The organism is Streptococcus panodentis (assembly GCF_017884005.1).
In the GTDB taxonomy this organism is placed as follows: Bacteria; Bacillota; Bacilli; order Lactobacillales; family Streptococcaceae; genus Streptococcus; species Streptococcus panodentis.
Genome location: NZ_QFAY01000024.1, coordinates 1 through 21029, shown reverse-complemented (window position 1 = coordinate 21029; position 21029 = coordinate 1). Strand labels below are relative to the sequence as shown.

Below are 21029 nucleotides of genomic sequence, written 5' to 3'. Positions count from 1 at the left end.
GCTTCAGATTGGCTATGGAGCAAAAATCTGCTCCAAAAAAGGCGGACAGGGTATATATAAGGAGGTCTCTATGAAAAAGGAATAATCGGCTGTGTGTTGCTGCTGACGGTCTTGCTGTCTGGTTGCGGCATTCTTGGCAATCAGTCTAACAAGGTAGACAGGGAGAAACTTGAGAAGGACTTGGATTTTTTGTCAGAGGTCTACCCGACAGAGAAGGTTTCGGATTTGTTTGAGAAATTTCCGAAAGGGTTTGAGATATATTATTCAGTAGCTGAGCCTTCAGATGCACATTATTTTAGTTATAAGTTGGATTTGAAGGGGGATTCAACTAATCAAGAAATAACAGGTTCATATAAAAAAGTGGACTATGTTCCAGAGACACCAGAGACGCTTGAAGAAATGCCAGTCCGCTATGTGGAGGGTCAGGGCATTGTGGCACTTGATGGTTCCCCTATTAATCCAACCTTGTCGAAAGTGGAATTTCTGTTCACAAAATTAACCCTAAACCGGCAAGTGATTTCAAAACTTGAGCTACGGAACTACTTTGAAAATCCAGTATCTGGTGATGAAAGACTTGATTACAATTTCACCAATAAATGGATAGCCAATTATCTAGGAGTAAGTGATAACACCAAGATTGAACTCTCAATTGATTTTTTGCATCCTAGTAAAACTTATGCAAGCAAAACTATTGTTAGAGCAAGCAAATTTGATATTTACGAAACTATTTATGGAGTTATCCATGAAGATAATGAAAATTAAAGGAGAAGGACATGGAACTGGACAATTCAACTTATGTCATGCTGACGAGTTATTTGATTGAAAATTTATATCTGGATGGATTATCAATATCACAGATAGAGAAACATATAAACTCGATTAAAGTTTATAATAGAGACAGTAATGAATATCCAAAACCGAAAAATTTGGAATTTTTGGATGCCAAGCATGATTATCGCACTGGTATGACTGGCGTTGCTTTTAGGGATATTTCAACCGGTAAGATTATCATTGGATATACAGGAACTAACCTCAGAAAAGGCGAGAAGGATAAAGATTTAATTCTTACGGATATTATTTTTATCGGATTAGGAGTTGGCGGACACTATGAAAGTGCATTTAAGTTTTACGATTATATTGCCAGTACTTACGGGAAACCTTCTCTGGTGACTGGTCATTCGCTTGGGGGGAATTATGCGCAGCGGAGTGCTTAGCAATGGAAGGAGGACGGGATGAAAAAATTATGTGCATTAGCAAGCCTATTGCTTGCAGGAATCATATTAGTGGGGTGCTCCATCATGGAAAACGCAAAAAGACAGGAATTTGAAGAGAGATTTTCACGAATCTCGGAAGTTTACCCGACTGCCAAGGCAGAGGATTTGTTTAAGAAGTTTCCCAAGGGATTTAAAATTAGACATGTAGTTGATAAATTTGAAAATAATTTAAATGTTACACATGAGATAAGTTTGGAGGGGAAACCAGACACAAAAACAATTGAGGGCACTTATATTAAGACGGTTTATAAAGATGAAATCCCATCAGCAGAGGAAGTTGTCAGAATACCGATTTCTTATTCTGATAAGGATGGGGTTCAAACACTGGATGGACAAATTTTAGAAGATAGTGTAAAAAATATAAAATTCTTTTTTACACGGATGACCATTGACAGTGCTTACCTAAGTTCACTTAATCTTGAAGCTGTGATGGAAAATCCAGTATCCAGAAAATATACCCTGCGTTATCAAGTGAAAGATAAAGTTATAAATGAATATATAGGCACATCCTATGATTCTTCAGTTATTTTTGAATTAGGGGGGATCCACAATATGATCTATCTGAAAAATACTACTCTAGTATTTCGGTTCAAAGAGGTTTAAAAGCATATTTTTTTGAAGCTATTACAGTAGAATAAAAATTTAAGTTTATAGGAGAAAGTAATGAATAAAGAGTTCACAAGCTATATTATGGATGTAGTTTATTTTGTAGAAGATGAATGGCGTGCAAATATTCTTTACAACAAAAATCTTCCTTCAAAAGTATCGGATGATTTTATAAATAAGCAACTAATAAAAAATAGACCAATTCCTGATGGTTTAGTATATTTACACAGCCGCCATGATCCGAAGACTAGTATGACCGGTGTTGCTTTTCTGGACACCAAGAAAAAAGAGGTGATTGTCGGCTATGCAGGGACCAATAACTCGACAGATGCCGCTAATGACTGGCTGACGGACCTGATTGATATTGGATTGGGTCAGGGCGGCCACTATCAGTCTGCCTTTGACTTTTACAGGGAAGCGCAGCGAATTGCAGCGACAAAAGGGGCTAAGATTACAACCTTGACAGGTCACTCACTGGGCGGCAACTATGCCCAGCGAGTGGCACTGGAGTTCAACACCCCTAAGACGGTTGTCTACAATGCAGCGCCGCTATATCTCTTGTTTTCTCTTCCAGTATTTGCGGCTGTATTAAAGAAAAGCCCCACACTAGCAGCCGAACTCTTCTTCAAGTACATGAAGACGGTGCAGGACATTGAAAGCCGCCGAAAAGGCTTTACCGGGGAAGTCATCCGCTTCCGCTCGACAGATGATGTCTTGAATATGCTTTCAAATCTTGGCGGCGGTTTCTATCTAGGGTTTGAGTATGAATTTCCAGATACAGGCTGGCACTTGCAGGGGAATTTCTTAGAAGCTAGAGCTCAGAAGCATATCAAAGATATTTTATCAGTCTTTGAAAAGGGTGAATATTATCCATCAAATAATAATCTATTTTCAGGATTTAAAGCTGTTGATAACTACACCCTAAAAAATCTTGAAAACTTTCTAATTGTCAATCCTTTGAAAAAACTAACAGAGGATTTCAGTCCTGAGCAGAAGGAAATACTCGGAAAATTACTTATTATAAATGGGCTGGCAAGTAAAAGGGTGGTAGATCGGACCTTTAGTGAAGACTTAAGAGGCGGAATCTCTAATGATGCTATAGACGGTCAAAATGGTGATGATACTATTTATGGAGAAGGAGGTTCCGATCGATTGACCGGTGGTGCTGCAGGAGATGTCGAATTTCTGGATCTTAGAACCTGTATTCACAAAAAATGTTAAACTAGAGTTATGACACGAAAAGCATATGATACTGACTTAACCGATCAAGAATGGGCTAAGATTGAGCCCTATTTCTCCAACCACCGCACCTATAAATGGTCTAAACGAGAACTTGTTAATGCGACTTTGTACATCACTAAAACCGGCTGTCAATGGCGCATGCTCCCTCATGACTTCCCTCCCTATCCAACGGTGTGGAGTTTCTTTCGTCGTGCCAAGGTGAGTGGTTTGTGGGATACCATCTTGACAGAGCTTGTAAAAAAAAGCGACTAAAAGCTGGCAGAGCAGCCTCTCCAACCTATGCTATCATTGATTCTCAAAGTGTGAAAACAACGGATGCTGCAGAGGAGCGAGGCATTGACGGCGGTAAAAAAGTCAAAGGGAGAAAGCGGCACATTGTGGTGGATACCATGGGGAATCTTCTTGATGTTGTAGTTCATGCAGCGAATCTTCATGACACAAAATCAGGAATTTTAGTAGCGCGTCAAGTGATGGCAGAATTTCCGACAATCAAGGCTTTTTCAGCTGATGCTGGTTATCGAAAAAGTTTTGAGGAGATGATGGCACAGGAGTTTCAGTGTCCAGTAGATATTTCTGAAAAAATCAAAGGAAGTTGGCGCATCATCCCAAAGCGTTGGGTCGTAGAGCGGACTTTCTCATGGCTGAATCATTCCCGAAGATTAGCCAAGGATGTTGAGAAATCGGTATCATCTGAGGTTGCGTTTGTAAAACTATCTCACATTAGTCGAATTTTAAAGACTTTATGAGGTTGTGAATACAGGTTCTTAGCGGAAAGGGAGCGGATGGAGATAGGATAAACAAGTAACCGCAAGGTCTTTTTTTATGCTCAAATTTCCACAAAACTGGATAGAATTTAGGAATCTGTCTTTAAAAACGCTTCCGAAAAAACCGTAAGTCCGGTATAATATATGAAAAAAAAATAATAAGGAGGAACCGCAATGGTTTTTGTGAATGAGCTAGTACCTTTGGAATATAAGGAAATGCTTGAAAATTTAGGATTTGATGATATTCGATTTGAGCAGCAGTCATGGACAGCAGACAAGGGAAAAGGAGTCTTTTTATGGATTACCCGTAATCCGTACCGTGATGATTATTCAACAGACTATATTTTAATTTGGGAAAATCAGGTGATTGAATTAAATATTACAACTGTTGATACTTCTGCACGTCCTGTTTGGGATGAAGCTGGAGAGATTTTAGTACAAAAAGGCTTAGCTAAGGAAAGAATAAATGCAATCAGAGTTCCTGAATCAGTCCTTTCAAAAGAGCAGGAATTATTAAAAATTATTGAGGAAGTATTCAAATATGTCGATAAAGAATGGGAGACGGAGTTTGTCAGTGTTCCTAAGCTGACAGTATTACAAAATTAAAAAAGAAATATTGGGAGATTAAAAGATGTATAAAACAAAGCAGGATATCATTGATTTTGTCAAAAATTATCAGGGAAAGTTAAACACAGACGGAGATAAAGCCAAGTTTGCGGCTGAGCTAGGCGAACAAATAAAGCAGATGGACTTTCGAGCTAAAAATGGCGGAGCAGCTATTGCTTACTCCGGCTGGTTTGGCAATGAGTCTGGAGTCCAGTCTCAGATTTTCCGAACGGCCCAAAATATTTCAGAGCATAGCAATGGGGCCTATAGTTTCATTAATGATGCTGGAGAAAATCTGTTGAATGATAGCTATTTTGTTGATGAACTGAGAGAGAAGATAGGTAAAAATGCAGCTGCAGAACTTATAGGCGGTAAATGGACTGACAAAGGCTGCAACAAATATGTCTTTGGCAGTGATAATGTCTTAACAATCAACGACCTTGTCTCTGACAACTACATGCGTGTCAATGCCCGTGGGGATGTGCTGGTCCTGATGAATGCTGATTCGCCGGCCGACAGTGTCTTGGGGCAGACCGAGCTTCCGCGCCTGATTGACCGGCATCCGGATGTGACAGCTATCAATGGCGTACCGGTCGAGGAACTGAGAAAGCTGACTCCAGAGCAGCGCTTCCGAAAGGTGGCGGAGGCCTCAGTCCGCATCCAGGAGACTGCGACCTTCTACCGGGGATCCTATCCCGGTGCTGCAGGAGATGTCGAATTTCTGGATCTTAGCGGCAAGGGAGCGGATGGAGATAGGATAAACAAGTAACCGCAAGGTCTTTTTTTATTGCACAAATTTACCAAAACTGGATAGAATTTAGGAATCTGTCTTTAAAAACGCTTCCGAAAAAACCGTAAGTCCGGTATAATATAAGAAAAAAATAATAAGGAGGAACCGCAATGGTTTTTGTGAATGAGCTAGTACCTTTGGAATATAAGGAAATGCTTGAAAATTTAGGATTTGATGATATACGATTTGAGCAGCAACTGTGGACTGCAGACAAGGAAAAAGGAGTCTATTTATGGATTACTCGTGATCCATATAGAGATGATGACTCTACAGAGTTTATTTTGCTTTGGAAAAATCAGCAGATTAATTTGAATGTGACTACGGTTGCAAATTTAAAATGGTCAGAACGTGATGAAATAACAGGCGAGTTGAAAAAAGGCCTGGTTGCTAAAGCAATAAATTATATTCATATTCCTAGTAATTTAAAAAATAATAAAAAGGAAATTATTGAAATAATTAAACAAGCTCTTCAAAATTTAGACTATCGAAATGATGTAGAATTTCGATCAATAGCCGATCCGGAAGTGCGCTAAATATTTAAAGGGAGAATGAAGAAGTGTATAAAACAAAAGCGGATATTATTAATTGGGTTAAGCATTTTGACGGACCCTTGGAGACAAAAGCAGATTTTGCCAAGTTTGCCGCTGAGCTAGGCGAACAAATAAAGCAGATGGACTTTAGAGCCAAAAACGGCGGAGCGGCTATTGCTTATTCCGGCTGGTTCGGCAATGAGTCTGGTGTCCAGTCTCAGATTTTCCGGACGGCCCAGAATATTTCAGAACATAGCAATGGAGCCTATAGTTTCATTAATGATGCTGGTGATAACCTTTTGAATGATGGGATATTTAAAAAAGTACTGAATGATAAAATTGGCGACAAAGCAACGGATGAACTTATAGGTGGCAAGTGGACTTCCAAAGGCCGCAACAAATATGTCTTTGGCAGTGATAATGTCTTAACAATCAACGACCTTGTCTCTGATAACTACATGCGTGTCAATGCCCGTGGGGATGTGCTGGTCCTGATGAATGCTGATTCGCCGGCTGACAGTGTCTTGGGGCAGACCGAGCTTCCGCGCCTGATTGACCGGCATCCGGATGTGACAGCTATCAATGGCGTACCGGTCGAGGAACTGAGAAAGCTGACTCCAGAGCAGCGCTTCCGAAAGGTGGCGGAGGCCTCAGTACGCATCCAGGAGACTGCGACCTTCTACCGGGGATCCTATCCCGGTGCTGCAGGAGATGTCGAATTTCTGGATCTTAGCGGCAAGGGAGCGGATGGAGATAGGATAAACAAGTAACCGCAAGGTCTTTTTTTATTGCACAAATTTACCAAAACTGGATAGAATTTAGGAATCTGTCTTTAAAAACGCTTCCGAAAAAACCGTAAGTCCGGTATAATATAAGAAAAAAATAATAAGGAGGAACCGTCATGGTTTTTGTGAGAGAAGACATTCCTGAAGAATATTGGGGGATGCTTAAAGAAAAAGGTTTATATAACGAGTATACATATTTGGATATGTGGACAGCCGATAAAGAAAGAGAAATTTATCTTTGGATGACTCGCTTTCCTGATCGGGATGACGAATCAGCGGATTATGTTTTGCTTTGGAAGAATCAGGTTATCGAGCTGAATGTAACAACAACTGATACATCACAAGATGAACCAATTTGGGATGAGCATTATAAACAGATATTAAAAAAAGGAATCATTAGGAAAAAGGTTAATTCAATCAAGATACCTGAATCGTTGGTTTTTGAAGAAATAAAGCTGCTAGAAATCATCAATGAGGTTTTTCAGCATACAAACAAAGAGTGTGAAATTATTTTTGACAGTATCGCAAAGCCGGTAGTTAGGTGATTTGAAGGAGTTGGGGAGATTGAAAGATGTATAAAACAAAGCAGGATATTATTGATTTTGTCAAAAATTATCAGGGAGATTTAAACGAAAAAGCTAATAAGGCCAAATTTGCGGCTGAGTTGGGAGACCAAGTCAAGCAAATGGACTTTCGAGCCAAAAATGGCGGGGCGGCTATTGCTTACTCCGGCTGGTTTGGCAATGAGTCTGGTGTCCAGTCTCAGATTTTCCGAACGGCCCAGAATATCTCAGAGCATAGCCAAGACAACCGCAAGGTCTTTTTTTATTGCTCAAAATCCCCCAAAACTGGATAGAATTTAGGATTCTGTCTAATAAGCTGCTTCCTAGAATGACAGCTATTCAGTATAATAGAATCAGACTGTGATAAGGAGGATGAGATGGGAGAAAATCATAAGAAAAAACCGCAGTTTTTCAAACAATGGGACGATGGATGAGGAAAAGGAGAAAGTAAGGTTATGAAAAAAATAGTTTTAGCAGCAGTCTTGCTGCTTACAGGAATATTACTAACAGGATGTACAGCCATGAAAAGAGCAAAAATCGAAGAGAGATTTTCACGAATCTCTGAAGTTTATCCGACCGCCAATGCAGAAGATTTATTTAAGAAGTTTCCGAAAGGGGTTAAAGTCAGACATTTAATGTATCAAGATGAAAATGTGGTGCATGAAATACTTTTGGAAGGCTATCCTTCAAAAGAAAAAATTGAAGGAACATATATCAAGACAATTTATAAAGATCCTGCATTATCAGCTGATGAAGTGACTAAAATACCAATATCTTATTCTGATAAAGATGGAGTTCAGGCTCTTGATGGACAGATTTTAGATTCCAAAGTTAGAAATGTAAAATTTTTCTTTACAAACATGATGATGGATGCTGAATTATTAAAGGAGTTTCAATTAGATTTCATAACGGAAAATCCTGTTTCCAGAACATATAGTATAGGATATCAGGATGTTCAAAATAAAATGTTGAATCAGTACATTGGTCTATCACCAGATGAGAAGCTAAATTTAGAATTGTTTGGAGATCCCAAATTTGATAGAAAAGATAAATATTTTATAGGAATAAGTGTAAAAGCAGCTGGAGATAGTTTGTTGGAATATTTCAGCGAAATCATTGAGGAAAAATAAGCATAGAGGAGATTATATATGTCAATCGAATACACAAGCTATATCATGGATGCAGTTTACACTGTAGAGGACGAGTGGAGAAATAAGAAATTATTTTCTAAGAAAAGTAGTCAAAAAGATATTTCAGAAGAAATTAAAAATAGCTTAAGCAGGAAGAATTCTATCCCCACCGGCCTAGAATACCTCTACAGCCGCCATGATCCGAAGACTGGTATGACCGGTGTTGCTTTTCTGGACACCAAGAAAAAAGAGGTGATTGTCGGCTATGCAGGGACCAATAACTCGACAGATGCCGCTAATGACTGGCTGACGGACCTGATTGATATTGGCTTGGGTCAGGGCGGCCACTATCAGTCTGCCTTTGACTTTTACAGGGAGGCGCAGCGAATTGCAGCGACAAAAGGGGCTAAGATTACAACCTTGACAGGTCATTCACTGGGCGGCAACTATGCCCAGCGAGTGGCACTGGAGTTCAACACCCCTAAGACGGTTGTCTATAATGCAGCGCCGCTATATCTCTTGTTTTCTCTTCCAGTATTTGCGGCTGTATTAAAGAAAAGCCCCACACTGGCGGCCGAACTCTTCTTCAAGTACATGAAGACGGTGCAGGACATTGAAAGCCGCCGAAAAGGCTTTACCGGCGAAGTCATCCGCTTCCGTTCGACAGATGATGTCTTGAATATGCTTTCAAATATTGGCGGCGGTTTCTATCTAGGGTTTGAGTATGAATTTCCAGATACAGGCTGGCACTTGCAGGGGAATTTCTTAGAAGCTAGAGCTCAGAAGCATATCAAAGATATTTTATCAGCCTTTGAAAAGGGTGAATATTATCCATCAAATAATAATCTATTTTCAGGATTTAAAGCTGTTGATAACTACACCCTAAAAAATCTTGAAAACTTTCTAATTGTCAATCCTTTGAAAAAACTAACAGAGGATTTCAGTCCTGAGCAGAAGGAAATACTCAGAAAATTACTTATTATAAATGGGCTGGCAAGTAAAAGGGCGGTAGATCGGACCTTTAGTGAAGACTTAAGGGGCGGAATCTCTAACGATGCGATAGACGGCCAAAATGGCGATGATAGCATTTATGGAGAAGGCGGTTCCGATCGATTGACCGGTGGTGCTACAGGAAAAGTCGAATTTCTGGCTCTCAGTGGAAAGGGAGCGGATGGAGATAGGATAAACAAGCAATCGCAAGGTCTTTTTTTATTGCTCAAAATCCCCCAAAACTGGATAGAATTTGGGATTCTGTCTAATAAGCTGCTTCCTAGAATGACAGCTATTCAGTATAATAGAATCAGACTGTGATAAGGAGGAGACATGGGAGAAAATGACTAGGATAAACCGCAGTTTTTCAAACAATGGGGCGATGGCTGAGGAAAAGGAGAAGGTTATGAAGAAAATTTTAAAAATATTCATTATAATTTTAGGCGGGTTAATAATGATGACAAATTTGTCAGGCTGTCGATATTTGGAAGAACAAAAGTTTTCGGATTTAGGGAAGGTTTACCCGACCAAGAATCCATATGACTTATTCAAGGTTTTTCCCAAGGGATTTAGAATTTTTAATAGTCAGTTGTTTTACGATACACATTATTATTTGGATTTATATTCCCAGGATAATGGTATTATTTCCGGAACGCTAAAGATTACGGAGAATTTGGAGACAGTGGTGAAGATTGAAATAGAAGTTGATAAGACGGGAAAACTGATGCCTAGCAAAAATTTAACCGGGAAATATCAGGAATGGCTGGAAAATTTTATCTTTCTTTTTCAAATAATGGATTTGAGCCAAGAACAACTGCGTTCATTTAAGGAGAATGGTTCTTATAGCAATGCGATTGGCGATTATACCCGTCTTTATATCCTTAATGATAGTAGGGTCGCATCTTATTTAAAAATCCAAGGGACTGAATTTGGTATAAGTATTCATGGTAATACTGATTATGAGAAGCAATTTGATTTTTATAGAGAAGTTGAAATTGGTAGGGATGATAGTTCCATAAAAGAATTTATTACAAGCGGTGGGGGAGAATAGATACTGTTGTCTCAGCCTCTTTTTTTATGCAACGAACAAACTAAAATAAAAGAGTTTTTTTGTAAAAAAATAAAAATATAGCCTTCTGCCCCCTTGTATTTTTGTCAGAAATTCATTTTTGCTTATCCCTTTGTAAAATATGTTTTGAGAATTTTCACAATCTTTGGTATAATAAACGTTATGAATAAACTTACTGTGAATCAGCAGGCAGAAGAGAAGCTGAGAAAGGGCCTCTTTTTACTGGAAAAGAAAGACTTTCCGCATCTTTCGCTGACCAACCAATGTGTGGAAGTGCGAAATGCGGCAGGAAAGTTTCTGGGAACAGCTTATCTCTCCGCTCAGAATAAGGGGATTGGCTGGCTGATTTCCCATGAGAGAATCACAGCGGATGCGGCCTTTTTTCGGGGGCTGTTTGCTCAGGCCAAGGATAGGCGTTCGGCCTATCGTCAGGCTGCCCATACCAGTGCCTACCGCCTCTTTAACCAAGACGGCGACGGCTTTGGCGGCTTCACAGTAGATTTATATAATGACTTTGCGCTTTTTTCTTGGTATAATGAATTTGTCTATGCCATTAAAGAAGAAATTTTGACGGCTTTTCGGGATGTTTTTCCGGAAGTTGCGGGGGCCTACGAAAAAATCCGCTTCAAGGGCTTGGCTTATGAGTCAGCTCATGTATATGGAGCAGAAGCGCCGGATACTTTTATCGTCTTAGAGAACGGTGTCCGCTATCAGGTCTTTCTCAATGACGGTCTCATGACGGGTATTTTTCTGGATCAGCATGATGTGCGGGCCAGTCTGGTGGATGGCTTGGCTGCAGGTAAAAGCCTGCTCAATCTGTTTTCTTACACTGCGGCTTTCTCTGCTGCGGCTGCCATGGGCGGAGCCCGTCAGACGGTTTCGGTGGATTTGGCTAAGCGCAGCCGTGAGCTGTCAGAAGCCCATTTTCGGGCAAATGGGCTGGCTCTGGATCAGCATCAATTTGTGGTCATGGAGGCTTTTGACTATTTCAGATACGCCAAGCGCCATCATCTGCAGTATGATGTAATCGTCCTTGATCCGCCCAGCTTTGCCAGAAATAAAAAGCAGACATTCTCGGTTGCCAAAGATTACCATAGGCTGATTCGGGAGGCTTTGGAGATTCTCAGCCCTCAGGGGCTGCTGATTGTCAGCACCAATGCAGCCAATCTTTCCAAGAGTAAATTTAAAGAAGAAATCGAAAAAGGGTTTGCCGGGCTTGGGCACCGCTATTTAGCAGAATACGGCCTGCCAGCAGACTTTGTATACAATAAAAAAGACAGGAGCAGTAATTACCTCAAGGTATTTACAATAAAGGTGGACAAATGAAATTAGTCGTTTCTGTAATGCCAAAGAGTTTAGAAGAAGCTCAGGAAATTGATGTGACCCGCTACGATGATGCCGATATTATTGAGTGGCGGGCAGACTTTCTGGCCAAAGATGACATTCTCAATGTGGCGCCAGCTATTTTTGAAAAATTTGCCGGGCGTGAGCTGATTTTCACGCTGCGGACACGCCCAGAGGGCGGAGAGATTGATTTGACCGATGATGAGTATGTGGCCCTGATTAAGGAAGTGGCCGGTTTTTATCAGCCGGATTATATCGACTTTGAGTACTATTCTCATAAGGATAAGTTTGAGGAAATGCTGGAATTTCCCAATCTGGTCCTGAGCTACCATAACTTCGAGGAAACTCCGGAAAATATGATGGAAATCCTGTCTGAGCTGACCAGTCTGACGCCCAAAGTGGTCAAGGTTTCGGTCATGGCCCACAATGAGCAGGATGTGCTGGATCTGATGAACTATACCCGCGGCTTCAAGACGCTGAATCCTGAGCAGGATTTTGTCACTATTTCCATGGGAAAAATTGGCAAGATTTCGAGACTGGCAGCTGATTTGACTGGCTCCAGCTGGTCCTATTCCAGCGTAGAGCAGCCCAGTGCACCGGGGCAGGTTTCCTTGCCTAATATGAAAATCGTTCGGGAGATTTTAGATGAAAATTAATGGGCATACCCGCATGGCTGCTGTTGTAGCCAATCCAATCAAGCACAGCATTTCCCCCTTTGTCCACAACTATGCGTTTGAAAAAACGGGGGTCAATGGTGTGTATGTGGCCTGGGAGGTCACCAGAAAAGATTTAAAGATGACAATTGAGAATATCCGGCGCTTTAATATGTTCGGCGTCAATCTTTCTATGCCTTATAAGCAGGCTGTCATTCCTTATTTGGATGAGATTGACCCAGTTGCCCGCCTGATTGGTTCTGTCAATACAGTTGTTCATCGCAATGGTCGTTTAATCGGTTATAACACAGATGGCAAGGGCTTCTTTCAGAGCTTGCCGTCTTTTGCTATTAAGGGCAAAAAAATGACCATTCTGGGGGCTGGCGGCGCAGCTATGGCTATTATCGGCCAAGGAGCTCTGGACGGTGTTGCTGCTGTTGATGTCTTCACTCGGACGGCTTCGCTGGAGAAGGCTCAGAAGCGGATTGAGGCCATTGAGCAGGAGACTGGGGTTCCTATTCGGATTTTTTCACTGGAGGACCAACTGCTCCTGCAGGAGCGCATTCAGGATGCGGAGCTATTTGTCAATGCGACCGGTGTCGGCATGAACGGCCGGGCCCTGCCGATTACTTCTGAATTTATTTTCCCCCAGGAGATCATTGTCGCGGATATGATTTATCAGCCTTTTGAATCCCCTTTCCTGAAGCTTGCGGCCAGTCAGGGGATTCAGACTGTCAATGGACTCGGCATGCTGCTCTATCAGGGGGCAGAAGCCTTTAAACTCTGGACAGGCAAAACCATGCCCAGCCAAGAGATTTGGCAAAAATTAGAAGAAATGTATAAGTAAGCCTTGAGATGAAGAAACGAATAAAGTCTATTTTAATATCAGTCATAATTCTTTTATCCATTGTCGGAGCTGGCATTTATATGTACAATAAAATCACGAAGCCCAATCTTGGCCCTCAAACGACCAAGCTTTACCAGCGCGGTTTTCGCTTGCTGGAGGAGCAGATTGGGATTTATATCAAGGAGCATTATTCAGGAATTGAGAAGATTGAATTTTCTCCCATTTATGTCACGGGGGATGACGGTTCGTCTATGATTGATGCCTATGTGCGTCCGACGATTTATGATAAGCATGGCAACCAAGCGACTCTAGGAACGAAAATTAAAAGATTCACACCTTCCAGCTATGGTTTAGTTGCAGATATGATTCTTGATTATGATGGGTTTGGTAAAGAAGTCATAGAATTGATGGATTCAGAAGATAACTACATTGATGTTTCTAGTGAAAAGCATTTGCCTGATGAAGCTAGGCTAACAAGTGCAATAAGAACGGATGACAATATTAAATTACTGGTGGAAGATGGTCAATTAAAAGGTGTTGTCAAGAATGAAAAAGGCAGTCCGGAGGCTCAAATTATCTATAATGTTGAACTGAAGAAGGGGGAGTAGTGATATGACATTGACAAAATTTTATATGACATTACCTAAAAATTATGCTATACAATAAGAAAGCGGTCTATAAAAGCGTTGTTTTATAAAATACTATAATTGAGGTTTATCCATGAAGAAACGAATAAAGCCTATTTTAATATCAGTCATAATACTTTTATCCATTGTCGGAGCTGGCATTTATATGTACAATAAAATCACGAAGCCCAATCTTGGCCCTCAAACGACCAAGCTCTATCAGCGCGGATTCCGGCTGCTGGAGGAGCAGATCGGGATTTATATCAAGGAGCATTATTCAGGAATTGAGAAGATTGAATTTTCTCCGATTTATGTGACGGGGGATGACGGTTCGTCTATGTTGAATGCGGAAATGGTCCCTATTATTTATGATTCACATGGGAATAAGGCTAGATTTGGAGGAGAATTTAAAAAATTTCAACATCCTGCGTATGGTATCATAGGTTATTTACGCCTTGGGTTTTATTATTCAGGAAAACATTCTATTGAATTAAGTACCGATTCTGGGGAAATGATAGAGGTGACTTATGGGAAGCCTATCCCGGAAGAAGTAAAAAGGAATGAAATGAAAGATGTTGATCTGAATTTTGAGACCCTAATATCAGAAGGAAAGTTAAAGGGGGTTGAAAAATCAGATACCGGCAGTCCGGAGGCCCAAATTATCTATAATGTTGAGTTGAAGAAGGGAAAGTAGTGATATGACACCCCTCAAGCATTATGCTATCCTATAAGAAAGCGGTCTATAAAAGCGTTGTTTTATAAAATACTATAATTGAGGTTTATCCATGAAGAAACGAATAAAGCCTATTTTAATATCAGTCATAATTCTTTTATCCATTGTCGGAGCTGGCATTTATATGTACAACAAAATCACGGAGCCCAATCTTGGCCCTCAAACGACCAAGCTTTACCAGCGCGGTTTCCGGCTGCTGGAGGAGCAGATCGGGATCTATATCAAGGAGCATTATTCAGGAATTGAGAAGATTGAATTTTCTCCCATTTATGTCACGGGGGACGATGGTTCGTCTATGATTGATGCCTATGTGCGTCCGACGATTTATGATAAGCATGGCAACCAAGCGACTCTAGGAACGAAAATTAAAAGATTCACACCTTCCAGCTATGGTTTAGTTGCAGATATGATTCTTGATTATGATGGGTTTGGTAAAGAAGTCATAGAATTGATGGATTCAGAAGATAACTACATTGATGTTTCTAGTGAAAAGCATTTGCCTGATGAAGCTAGGCTAACAAGTGCAATAAGAACGGATGACAATATTAAATTACTGGTGGAAGATGGTCAATTAAAAGGTGTTGTCAAGAATGAAAAAGGCAGTCCGGAGGCTCAAATTATCTATAATGTTGAGCTGGAGAAAGGAGAGTAGTGATATGACATTGACAAAATTTTATATGACATTACCTAAAAATTATGCTATACAATAAGAAAGCGGTCTATAAAAGCGTTGTTTTATAGAATACTATAATTGAGGTTGGTCTATGAGAAAAAAGGTTGTTGCAGGTCTGGCAGTTTTGTTCGTTCTTATTTCAGGAGGTATATTTTATATGGTGAATTTACAAAAAACTTCTTCTGGACTTGATGTTAAAGAGGAAAAACTTATCAAGCATGGTTTTCGTCTGCTGGAAGAGCAGCTGGCTACCTATATTAAGGAACACTACTCTGGAGTCAGTAAAATTGAGTTTTCACCGATTTTCATTGAGGGCGGGAAGGATAATCCCCCTTTTACAGCTGATATTGTTCCCGTTGTCTATGATGAGGAGGGGAACAGGGCCGTGCTGGGAACACAAATTGGTAATACGGGTTATCCATCCTACGGAAATATTGCGAATTTAGACATTGACTTTGATTATGCAGGCAATGAATTTATTTATTTAAAAAGTTCTTCTAAAGGTTTAGATGTTGATATCAATGTAAGTAACCAAGAAACTTTGCCTGAGGAAGCTAAAATCAAGACAGAGATAAAAGGGATGGATGCCAATATAGAAGCTTTAGTTAAAGATGGTCAGTTAAAGAACATTACTAAAAGCGAGATAGGGAGTCCAAAAGCTGAAATTAACTATAATTTGGAGATTAAGAGAGGAGATTATTCAACATGGAAATAACCCATAGAGAAATCCAACAATTGCATGATAAGGTTAGGAAATGGAAAGGGTTAGAAGAAGGGACTAAAAAAGATTTAGAAAGCAGTGGCCAACAATACGAAATCATCAATTCAGAAAATTCTGTAACAGAAGCTGTTGCTGTTGCGCCGGTGGTTTAAGTAATCAGTATGATTCAGATAGATATTAGTGGAACTTTGACTGATTTTATATGACATTGCCCCAAAATTATGCTTTTCTATAAGAAAGCGGTTTATGAAAACGCTGTTTTATAGAATACTATAATTGAGGTTGGTCTATGAGAAAAAAGGTTGTTGCAGGTCTGGCAGTTTTGTTCGTTCTTATTTCAGGAGGTATATTTTATATGGTGAATTTACAAAAAACTTCTTCTGGACTTGATGTTAAAGAAGAAAAAATTATCAAACACGGTTTTCGTCTGCTGGAAGAACAGATTGCGACTTACATTAAAGAAAACTATTCCGGTGTTTCTAAGATTGAGTTTTCGCCGATTTTCGTTCAGGGTGGGAAAGATAATCCCCCTTTTACAGCTGATGTTCTGCCAGTCGTCTATGATGAGGAGGGGAATCGAGCTGTTTTTGGAACTTTAATTGGTAATACAGGTTATGCATCCTATGGGATACCTTACAGTATCTTCCTTGACTTTGATGCTGATGATAAAGAATCTATTTTACTGAGAAATTCAATTAAGGAACAGATTGAAGTTGCTGATAAAGAAAAATTACCGGATGAAGTAAAATTAACTTCTAATCCTGCGATTGATGATAACATAAAGGCCTTAGTTGACGATAGTCAATTAAAAAATGTTATTAAAAGCGAGACAGGGAGTCCAAAAGCTGAAATTAACTATAATTTAGAGATTAAGAGAGGAAGTTATTTAGAATGGAAATAAGCCACGAGAATATTCAAATACTTCATCGTGAGGTAAGGACTTGGAAAACTTATAAAGCAGGCACGAGGAAAGCGACTGATGATGGTCAGCAATACGAAATCATCAATTCAGAAAATTCTGTAACAGAAGCTGTTGCTGTTGCGCCGGTGGTTTAAGTAATCAGTATGATTCAGACAGATATTAGTGGAACTTTGACTGATTTCATCTGACATTCCTCAAACGTTATGCTATACTATAAGAAAGCGGTTTATCAAAGCGTTGTTTTATAGAATTGTATAATGGAGGTTCATTTATGAAGAAACGACTAAAGCCTATTCTAATATCAGTCATAATTCTTTTATCTCTTGTCGGAGGAGGTATTTATATGTACAACAAAATCACAAAGCCTAATCTTGGTCCTAAAACGACCCAACTCTATCAACGAGGTTTTCGCCTTTTAGAAGAGCAGATAGGGATTTACATCAAGGAACATTTTTCAGGAATTGAGAAGATTGAATTTTCTCCGATTTATGTCACGGGGGACGATGGTTCGTCTATGATTGATGCCTATGTGCGTCCGACGATTTATGATAAGCATGGCAACCAAGCAACTTTAGGAACGAAAATTAAAAATTACACTCCAGCTAGCTATGGTTTAATTACCGATATTTTTCTTGCTTATGATGGATTTGGTAAAGAAGTCATAGAATTGATGGATTCAGCAGATAACGACATTGATGTTTCTGATGCTGAACATTTGCCTGATGAAGCTAAACTGACAAGTGCTAGAGGGATAGATGAAAATATCGAATTATTAGTAGAGGATGGTCAGTTAAAAAGTGTAGTCAAGGATGAAAAAGGCAGTCCAGAAGCTCAAATTATCTATAATGTTGAGTTGAAGAAGGGGGAGTAGTGATATGACATTATCAGATCAAGAAATTCAAAGATTACAGCGAGGGCTTAAAAATAGAATAAAAAGTAGTGATGATATAATAAATATTGGAACAAAAGACCATCCCAAACGCTATAAAATTATTAATCGACAGGATGATGTAACCCAGGCTCTAGCTGTTGTGCCGGTAGACAATGCAGACGTGGCTAATCCAAATTATCAGGAAACAACCATTCTTGTCGCTGGTACCCAAGTTCCCTTTGAGCATATGAAATATTGGGACGACCAGTCTTATTTCTGGAAAAAAGATTTTGATATTACAGAATCTTCTGCAAATGCCTTTATTACCAGTGGTTGGTTTGGAAGTGTTCAAGGTGGATTGACGCCTCAGGCTGCTGATATTGATCAGTTTTATCAAGAAACTTTGAAGAAGGTCAAATCTGAAGACAAAAATGCTTTTATTTCCAATATGTCCGGTCATAGCCAAGCAGGTCCCGGAGTGGCTTATATAGCTTCAAAGTATGGTTTGCAGGAGCATCGTTCGATTAAGGTAACAAACTTTATGGATTTTGAGGCCCATGATGCAGTAGCGAGCGGTGCCATATCAAAAGAACAGGTTGCCTATCTCAATAAGAATGCGACTATTTACCGGGACAGCCGAGGCGATGTTGTTGTTCTTGATGGGGACGGCGGAGATGTGCCTTATGGAAAGACGATGCGATTTGAAGTGGTTGAGGGTGAGGATGGGCATTCACCTCAAACTCCTAAAATGAAGGGAAATAAGCTGGATGTAGACTGGTATTATAAAAGAAATTTATTTGCTACCGGCATGACCGAAAAGCAGGTACGGGAAATTGCCAAGAAAAAAGCAGAAAATGCCAAACTGAACAAAATTACTGCTAATTATGGTTTGGGGACTGATAAACTAGACCCTGAATACTATGTCAAGGAATACAAGAAAATCTACGGCGCTTTTGCGTCCGAACCGTCTCGGCTGCAGCTGCTTGAGCACAGCCGGAAGCGGATTGCGGAGCTGCAGTCCGGTCTGACCGGCCGTTCAGGCAGTCAGCTTATCCGTCTGAGAGAGGAGCTGCTGCTGGAAAATGTGCAGACAGCCCGTCTGCAGCCGGAGGAATTTGCGGCAAGACTCAATGACCTGATGTCGCAGACCAAAGAAGGAGCGGAGGCCCACATTTCAGAGGCCCACTCAGCTGCCTATCAGCTGGCGACTTTTCTGACGGATGCCGAAGTAGAAGCCATCTTGTCTGAGTTTACCCTGGACAGCTGCTGGGATGCCGGGCTGGAAAGTGCCAATATCAGTCAGGCCAGCAGCTACCAGACTAAGCTGGGAGATGTGGCGGACAAGCTGGACAAAGCGGCTAAGGACATTAAGGCCGCTGATCAGCAGGGGGCGAATTTATTTGCATAAAAAGGGGGAAGATAATGCTGGAACCATGGACAGAAGACCGACAGGAAGCAGAACGAATTCAGAGGAAAATCAAAAAAATGCAGGAGGAAGCGGCTATCCGCTCTATTATCACTGCTAAAAGAGCTCTTATCAGACAGGAGGGAGCTGAGCTGCAGACAGCTCTCCATGCTTTAGCAGAAGAGATGCATGCTTTTTCAAGCAACAGTTTGGTCTCTGGTCTGACCGGCGGCTTGTCAGGTGCGGCGGCCGATGCAGCCGGGAATGTCCTGCAGGCCATACCTCAGCCGGCTTTTACCAGTCCCGTTATCTAGGAGGCGCAGATGAACCATCTTCAAAGAAAAAGGGACGAGCTGGAAGATCAGCATATCCGCCGTACCCGTCAGTTCAATGAACTGGAGTGGGAGTATGATAATATGAAGCGGGATATGCGGCAGCACACTGAGGAAATGGGCGAATGGGTTGCTTACTTTTTCCGGAATGTGCCGGATGTCAGCCTGTCTTATGAGCTGGAACAGCAAACGAATCTGCAGGAAGACTTTATGAGACGGGTCAGACGCTACGAGGACCGGTTGGACGAGGCCAGGGAACAGGAGAGAAAGCAGTATTGGAAGAATTTAGATAATTTGGAAAAAGAAGAAAGGAACAGCTGATGAAATTAAATGTAAATATCCCCCAGCATCCCTATGATATTGTCATCGAAAGAGAAATTTTAGGGCAGGCGGGAGACTGGCTGAGTCAGCTATGGCAGCCGCAAAAGGTGATTATAGTGACTGATAATCGGGTGGCTGCTCTTTACGCAGAGAAGGTGAAGCTGAGCTTGGAAGCTGCCGGTTTTGAAACCTATGTTTTTGACTTTCTGGAAGGCGAAGCCAGCAAAAATCTAAGGACGGTCAATAAGCTTTATGAGTATATGGTCAAGCTGGGCATGACCCGCAGCGACGGCATGGTGGCCCTGGGCGGCGGTGTTGTCGGTGATCTGGCAGGCTTTGCGGCCTCTACCTATATGCGGGGAATTCATTTTGCGCAGATTCCGACCAGCCTGACTGCTCAGGTGGACTCCTCTATCGGCGGAAAGACTGGGGTCAATAGCCCTTGGGCTAAGAACATGATTGGTACCTTTGCTCAGCCGGATGGGGTTTTGATTGACCCGGAAGTCTTGCAGACTCTGGGCCGGCGCGAGCTGATTGAAGGCATGGGCGAGGTTGTCAAATACGGCTTGATTGAGGATAAGGAGCTCTGGGAGGAGCTGCTGGACATGGATGGCAGTCCGGAGTCTATCTTAGAGCATGCTGACAGTATCATCTACCATTCCTGTGATGTAAAGCGCAAGATCGTGGTGGAGGATGAGCTGGAAAATGGTGTTCGCATGTACCTGAACTTCGGCCATACGATTGGCCATGCCATTGAAGCGACAGCTGGCTATGGCAAAGTCATGCACGGAGAAGCTGTGGCTGTCGGCATGGTGCAGATTGCCCGGGCTGCTGAGCAGCGGGGGTTGATGCCGGCTGGTATCACGGATGAAATAGCAGCTATGTGCCGGAAATTCGGTCTGCCGGTGGAGCATGAGCCTTGGGATGTGGACCGGCTGCATGAAGCACTGAGCCATGACAAGAAAGCCCGAGGCAGCAATATCAAGCTGGTCTTGGTGCCAGAATTAGGCTCAGCTGCCATTCACCAGATTTCACTGGATGAAATGAAGGAATTTCTGCAGCGATAAGGGAAAATGTTGCCTGATAGACAAAGAAAATCGAAGATGACAAGGGATGAGAGCAAAGTTGACGGCGGTGGGACAGAACTAAATTTTGAAAAATTTAGTTCCCTTCACTCTTTTGTTTCTAAGCTCAGGCTGAAAAGGTTCCCCAAACCTTTTCACTCCCAGCCC

At 41.2% G+C, this 21029-nt stretch carries 30 protein-coding genes; all 30 read left to right on the top strand.

Annotated features, from left to right (window positions below):
* Window positions 1–93: 93 nt before the first annotated feature.
* The 30 genes from DHL47_RS10460 to aroB all read left to right on the top strand — a co-directional run bounded on the left by DHL47_RS10460 (window position 94) and on the right by aroB (window position 20864).
* A complete protein-coding gene (locus tag DHL47_RS10460; protein WP_209551840.1) occupies window positions 94–762 on the top strand; it encodes a hypothetical protein in 669 nt (222 codons plus the stop codon).
* Between the two features lie 11 nt (window positions 763–773).
* A complete protein-coding gene (locus DHL47_RS10455) occupies window positions 774–1214 on the top strand; it encodes a hypothetical protein (protein WP_209551839.1) in 441 nt (146 codons plus the stop codon).
* Between the two features lie 18 nt (window positions 1215–1232).
* A complete protein-coding gene (locus DHL47_RS10450) occupies window positions 1233–1877 on the top strand; it encodes a hypothetical protein (RefSeq protein WP_245335611.1) in 645 nt (214 codons plus the stop codon).
* 60 nt (window positions 1878–1937) lie between these two features.
* Window positions 1938–3101 carry a Tle-like phospholipase domain-containing protein gene (locus DHL47_RS10445; RefSeq protein WP_209551838.1) on the top strand — a complete coding sequence of 388 codons (1164 nt, stop codon included), beginning with the start codon at window positions 1938–1940 and terminating at the stop codon, window positions 3099–3101.
* A 9-nt stretch (window positions 3102–3110) separates the two neighbouring features.
* A complete protein-coding gene (locus tag DHL47_RS13665; protein ID WP_128836154.1) occupies window positions 3111–3374 on the top strand; it encodes a transposase in 264 nt (87 codons plus the stop codon).
* On the top strand, window positions 3332–3868 hold the full coding sequence (locus DHL47_RS10435) for an IS5 family transposase (protein WP_164828395.1): 537 nt from the start codon (window positions 3332–3334) through the stop codon (window positions 3866–3868). Before DHL47_RS13665 ends, DHL47_RS10435 begins: the two co-directional genes overlap by 43 nt.
* 192 nt (window positions 3869–4060) lie before the next feature.
* The gene (locus tag DHL47_RS10430; RefSeq protein WP_209551837.1) at window positions 4061–4492 is read left to right on the top strand and encodes a hypothetical protein; all 432 of its coding nucleotides are present in this window, start codon (window positions 4061–4063) and stop codon (window positions 4490–4492) included.
* A 25-nt stretch (window positions 4493–4517) separates the two neighbouring features.
* Window positions 4518–5261, top strand: coding sequence for a hypothetical protein (locus DHL47_RS10425; RefSeq protein WP_209551836.1), 744 nt, complete (start codon window positions 4518–4520; stop codon window positions 5259–5261).
* A 131-nt stretch (window positions 5262–5392) separates the two neighbouring features.
* Window positions 5393–5815, top strand: a complete 423-nt coding sequence (locus DHL47_RS10420) for a hypothetical protein (RefSeq protein WP_209551835.1) — start codon at window positions 5393–5395, stop codon at window positions 5813–5815.
* A gap of 23 nt (window positions 5816–5838) precedes the next feature.
* On the top strand, window positions 5839–6582 hold the full coding sequence (locus DHL47_RS10415) for a hypothetical protein (RefSeq protein WP_209551834.1): 744 nt from the start codon (window positions 5839–5841) through the stop codon (window positions 6580–6582).
* A gap of 131 nt (window positions 6583–6713) precedes the next feature.
* Complete coding sequence (locus DHL47_RS10410; RefSeq protein WP_209551833.1) at window positions 6714–7142, top strand: TM1812 family CRISPR-associated protein; 429 nt, start codon at window positions 6714–6716, stop codon at window positions 7140–7142.
* A gap of 26 nt (window positions 7143–7168) precedes the next feature.
* Window positions 7169–7453, top strand: coding sequence for a hypothetical protein (locus DHL47_RS10405; RefSeq protein WP_209551832.1), 285 nt, complete (start codon window positions 7169–7171; stop codon window positions 7451–7453).
* Window positions 7454–7615: 162 nt separating this feature from the next.
* Window positions 7616–8290, top strand: coding sequence for a hypothetical protein (locus DHL47_RS10400; RefSeq protein ID WP_209551831.1), 675 nt, complete (start codon window positions 7616–7618; stop codon window positions 8288–8290).
* 18 nt (window positions 8291–8308) lie between these two features.
* A complete protein-coding gene (locus DHL47_RS10395) occupies window positions 8309–9601 on the top strand; it encodes a Tle-like phospholipase domain-containing protein (RefSeq protein ID WP_209551830.1) in 1293 nt (430 codons plus the stop codon).
* 85 nt (window positions 9602–9686) lie between these two features.
* Window positions 9687–10331 carry a hypothetical protein gene (locus tag DHL47_RS13440; protein ID WP_245335610.1) on the top strand — a complete coding sequence of 215 codons (645 nt, stop codon included), beginning with the start codon at window positions 9687–9689 and terminating at the stop codon, window positions 10329–10331.
* A gap of 180 nt (window positions 10332–10511) precedes the next feature.
* Window positions 10512–11675, top strand: a complete 1164-nt coding sequence (locus DHL47_RS10385; RefSeq protein WP_209551829.1) for a class I SAM-dependent rRNA methyltransferase — start codon at window positions 10512–10514, stop codon at window positions 11673–11675.
* Window positions 11672–12349, top strand: coding sequence for a type I 3-dehydroquinate dehydratase (aroD, locus tag DHL47_RS10380; protein WP_209551828.1), 678 nt, complete (start codon window positions 11672–11674; stop codon window positions 12347–12349). Before DHL47_RS10385 ends, aroD begins: the two co-directional genes overlap by 4 nt.
* Window positions 12339–13193, top strand: a complete 855-nt coding sequence (locus tag DHL47_RS10375; protein ID WP_128836171.1) for a shikimate dehydrogenase — start codon at window positions 12339–12341, stop codon at window positions 13191–13193. Before aroD ends, DHL47_RS10375 begins: the two co-directional genes overlap by 11 nt.
* Window positions 13194–13201: 8 nt before the next feature.
* Window positions 13202–13801: a hypothetical protein gene (locus DHL47_RS10370; protein WP_209551827.1), complete on the top strand. Its 600-nt coding sequence runs from the start codon at window positions 13202–13204 to the stop codon at window positions 13799–13801.
* A gap of 112 nt (window positions 13802–13913) precedes the next feature.
* Complete coding sequence (locus DHL47_RS10365) at window positions 13914–14513, top strand: hypothetical protein (RefSeq protein WP_209551826.1); 600 nt, start codon at window positions 13914–13916, stop codon at window positions 14511–14513.
* A gap of 91 nt (window positions 14514–14604) precedes the next feature.
* Window positions 14605–15204 carry a hypothetical protein gene (locus tag DHL47_RS10360; protein ID WP_209551825.1) on the top strand — a complete coding sequence of 200 codons (600 nt, stop codon included), beginning with the start codon at window positions 14605–14607 and terminating at the stop codon, window positions 15202–15204.
* 112 nt (window positions 15205–15316) lie between these two features.
* On the top strand, window positions 15317–15940 hold the full coding sequence (locus tag DHL47_RS10355; protein WP_209551824.1) for a hypothetical protein: 624 nt from the start codon (window positions 15317–15319) through the stop codon (window positions 15938–15940).
* A complete protein-coding gene (locus DHL47_RS10350) occupies window positions 15931–16098 on the top strand; it encodes a hypothetical protein (protein ID WP_209551823.1) in 168 nt (55 codons plus the stop codon). Before DHL47_RS10355 ends, DHL47_RS10350 begins: the two co-directional genes overlap by 10 nt.
* A 137-nt stretch (window positions 16099–16235) precedes the next feature.
* Window positions 16236–16847, top strand: a complete 612-nt coding sequence (locus tag DHL47_RS10345) for a hypothetical protein (protein ID WP_209551822.1) — start codon at window positions 16236–16238, stop codon at window positions 16845–16847.
* Window positions 16838–17002 carry a hypothetical protein gene (locus tag DHL47_RS10340; RefSeq protein WP_164828360.1) on the top strand — a complete coding sequence of 55 codons (165 nt, stop codon included), beginning with the start codon at window positions 16838–16840 and terminating at the stop codon, window positions 17000–17002. Before DHL47_RS10345 ends, DHL47_RS10340 begins: the two co-directional genes overlap by 10 nt.
* Window positions 17003–17139: 137 nt before the next feature.
* Complete coding sequence (locus DHL47_RS10335) at window positions 17140–17739, top strand: hypothetical protein (RefSeq protein WP_209551821.1); 600 nt, start codon at window positions 17140–17142, stop codon at window positions 17737–17739.
* 4 nt (window positions 17740–17743) lie between these two features.
* Window positions 17744–19147, top strand: a complete 1404-nt coding sequence (locus DHL47_RS10330; RefSeq protein WP_209551820.1) for a hypothetical protein — start codon at window positions 17744–17746, stop codon at window positions 19145–19147.
* Between the two features lie 14 nt (window positions 19148–19161).
* Entirely contained in the window at window positions 19162–19458 is a 297-nt protein-coding gene (locus DHL47_RS10325) for a hypothetical protein (protein WP_209551819.1), read from the top strand.
* A 9-nt stretch (window positions 19459–19467) separates the two neighbouring features.
* The gene (locus DHL47_RS10320; protein ID WP_209551818.1) at window positions 19468–19797 is read left to right on the top strand and encodes a hypothetical protein; all 330 of its coding nucleotides are present in this window, start codon (window positions 19468–19470) and stop codon (window positions 19795–19797) included.
* The gene (gene aroB, locus DHL47_RS10315) at window positions 19797–20864 is read left to right on the top strand and encodes a 3-dehydroquinate synthase (RefSeq protein ID WP_209551817.1); all 1068 of its coding nucleotides are present in this window, start codon (window positions 19797–19799) and stop codon (window positions 20862–20864) included. Before DHL47_RS10320 ends, aroB begins: the two co-directional genes overlap by 1 nt.
* Window positions 20865–21029 lie beyond the last annotated feature (165 nt).

Excerpts from the sequence above, each read along its gene's own strand:
- DHL47_RS10455 (WP_209551839.1), top strand. The coding sequence starts at position 774 with ATGGAACTGGACAATTCAACTTATGTCATGCTGACGAGTTATTTGATT.
- DHL47_RS10450 (WP_245335611.1), top strand. The coding sequence starts at position 1,233 with ATGAAAAAATTATGTGCATTAGCAAGCCTATTGCTTGCAGGAATCATA.
- DHL47_RS10445 (WP_209551838.1), top strand. The coding sequence starts at position 1,938 with ATGAATAAAGAGTTCACAAGCTATATTATGGATGTAGTTTATTTTGTA.
- DHL47_RS13665 (WP_128836154.1), top strand. The coding sequence starts at position 3,111 with ATGACACGAAAAGCATATGATACTGACTTAACCGATCAAGAATGGGCT.
- DHL47_RS10430 (WP_209551837.1), top strand. The coding sequence starts at position 4,061 with ATGGTTTTTGTGAATGAGCTAGTACCTTTGGAATATAAGGAAATGCTT.
- DHL47_RS10425 (WP_209551836.1), top strand. The coding sequence starts at position 4,518 with ATGTATAAAACAAAGCAGGATATCATTGATTTTGTCAAAAATTATCAG.
- DHL47_RS10420 (WP_209551835.1), top strand. The coding sequence starts at position 5,393 with ATGGTTTTTGTGAATGAGCTAGTACCTTTGGAATATAAGGAAATGCTT.
- DHL47_RS10410 (WP_209551833.1), top strand. The coding sequence starts at position 6,714 with ATGGTTTTTGTGAGAGAAGACATTCCTGAAGAATATTGGGGGATGCTT.
- DHL47_RS10405 (WP_209551832.1), top strand. The coding sequence starts at position 7,169 with ATGTATAAAACAAAGCAGGATATTATTGATTTTGTCAAAAATTATCAG.
- DHL47_RS10400 (WP_209551831.1), top strand. The coding sequence starts at position 7,616 with ATGAAAAAAATAGTTTTAGCAGCAGTCTTGCTGCTTACAGGAATATTA.
- DHL47_RS10395 (WP_209551830.1), top strand. The coding sequence starts at position 8,309 with ATGTCAATCGAATACACAAGCTATATCATGGATGCAGTTTACACTGTA.
- DHL47_RS13440 (WP_245335610.1), top strand. The coding sequence starts at position 9,687 with ATGAAGAAAATTTTAAAAATATTCATTATAATTTTAGGCGGGTTAATA.
- DHL47_RS10385 (WP_209551829.1), top strand. The coding sequence starts at position 10,512 with ATGAATAAACTTACTGTGAATCAGCAGGCAGAAGAGAAGCTGAGAAAG.
- aroD (WP_209551828.1), top strand. The coding sequence starts at position 11,672 with ATGAAATTAGTCGTTTCTGTAATGCCAAAGAGTTTAGAAGAAGCTCAG.
- DHL47_RS10375 (WP_128836171.1), top strand. The coding sequence starts at position 12,339 with ATGAAAATTAATGGGCATACCCGCATGGCTGCTGTTGTAGCCAATCCA.
- DHL47_RS10370 (WP_209551827.1), top strand. The coding sequence starts at position 13,202 with ATGAAGAAACGAATAAAGTCTATTTTAATATCAGTCATAATTCTTTTA.
- DHL47_RS10365 (WP_209551826.1), top strand. The coding sequence starts at position 13,914 with ATGAAGAAACGAATAAAGCCTATTTTAATATCAGTCATAATACTTTTA.
- DHL47_RS10360 (WP_209551825.1), top strand. The coding sequence starts at position 14,605 with ATGAAGAAACGAATAAAGCCTATTTTAATATCAGTCATAATTCTTTTA.
- DHL47_RS10355 (WP_209551824.1), top strand. The coding sequence starts at position 15,317 with ATGAGAAAAAAGGTTGTTGCAGGTCTGGCAGTTTTGTTCGTTCTTATT.
- DHL47_RS10350 (WP_209551823.1), top strand. The coding sequence starts at position 15,931 with ATGGAAATAACCCATAGAGAAATCCAACAATTGCATGATAAGGTTAGG.
- DHL47_RS10345 (WP_209551822.1), top strand. The coding sequence starts at position 16,236 with ATGAGAAAAAAGGTTGTTGCAGGTCTGGCAGTTTTGTTCGTTCTTATT.
- DHL47_RS10340 (WP_164828360.1), top strand. The coding sequence starts at position 16,838 with ATGGAAATAAGCCACGAGAATATTCAAATACTTCATCGTGAGGTAAGG.
- DHL47_RS10335 (WP_209551821.1), top strand. The coding sequence starts at position 17,140 with ATGAAGAAACGACTAAAGCCTATTCTAATATCAGTCATAATTCTTTTA.
- DHL47_RS10330 (WP_209551820.1), top strand. The coding sequence starts at position 17,744 with ATGACATTATCAGATCAAGAAATTCAAAGATTACAGCGAGGGCTTAAA.
- DHL47_RS10325 (WP_209551819.1), top strand. The coding sequence starts at position 19,162 with ATGCTGGAACCATGGACAGAAGACCGACAGGAAGCAGAACGAATTCAG.
- DHL47_RS10320 (WP_209551818.1), top strand. The coding sequence starts at position 19,468 with ATGAACCATCTTCAAAGAAAAAGGGACGAGCTGGAAGATCAGCATATC.
- aroB (WP_209551817.1), top strand. The coding sequence starts at position 19,797 with ATGAAATTAAATGTAAATATCCCCCAGCATCCCTATGATATTGTCATC.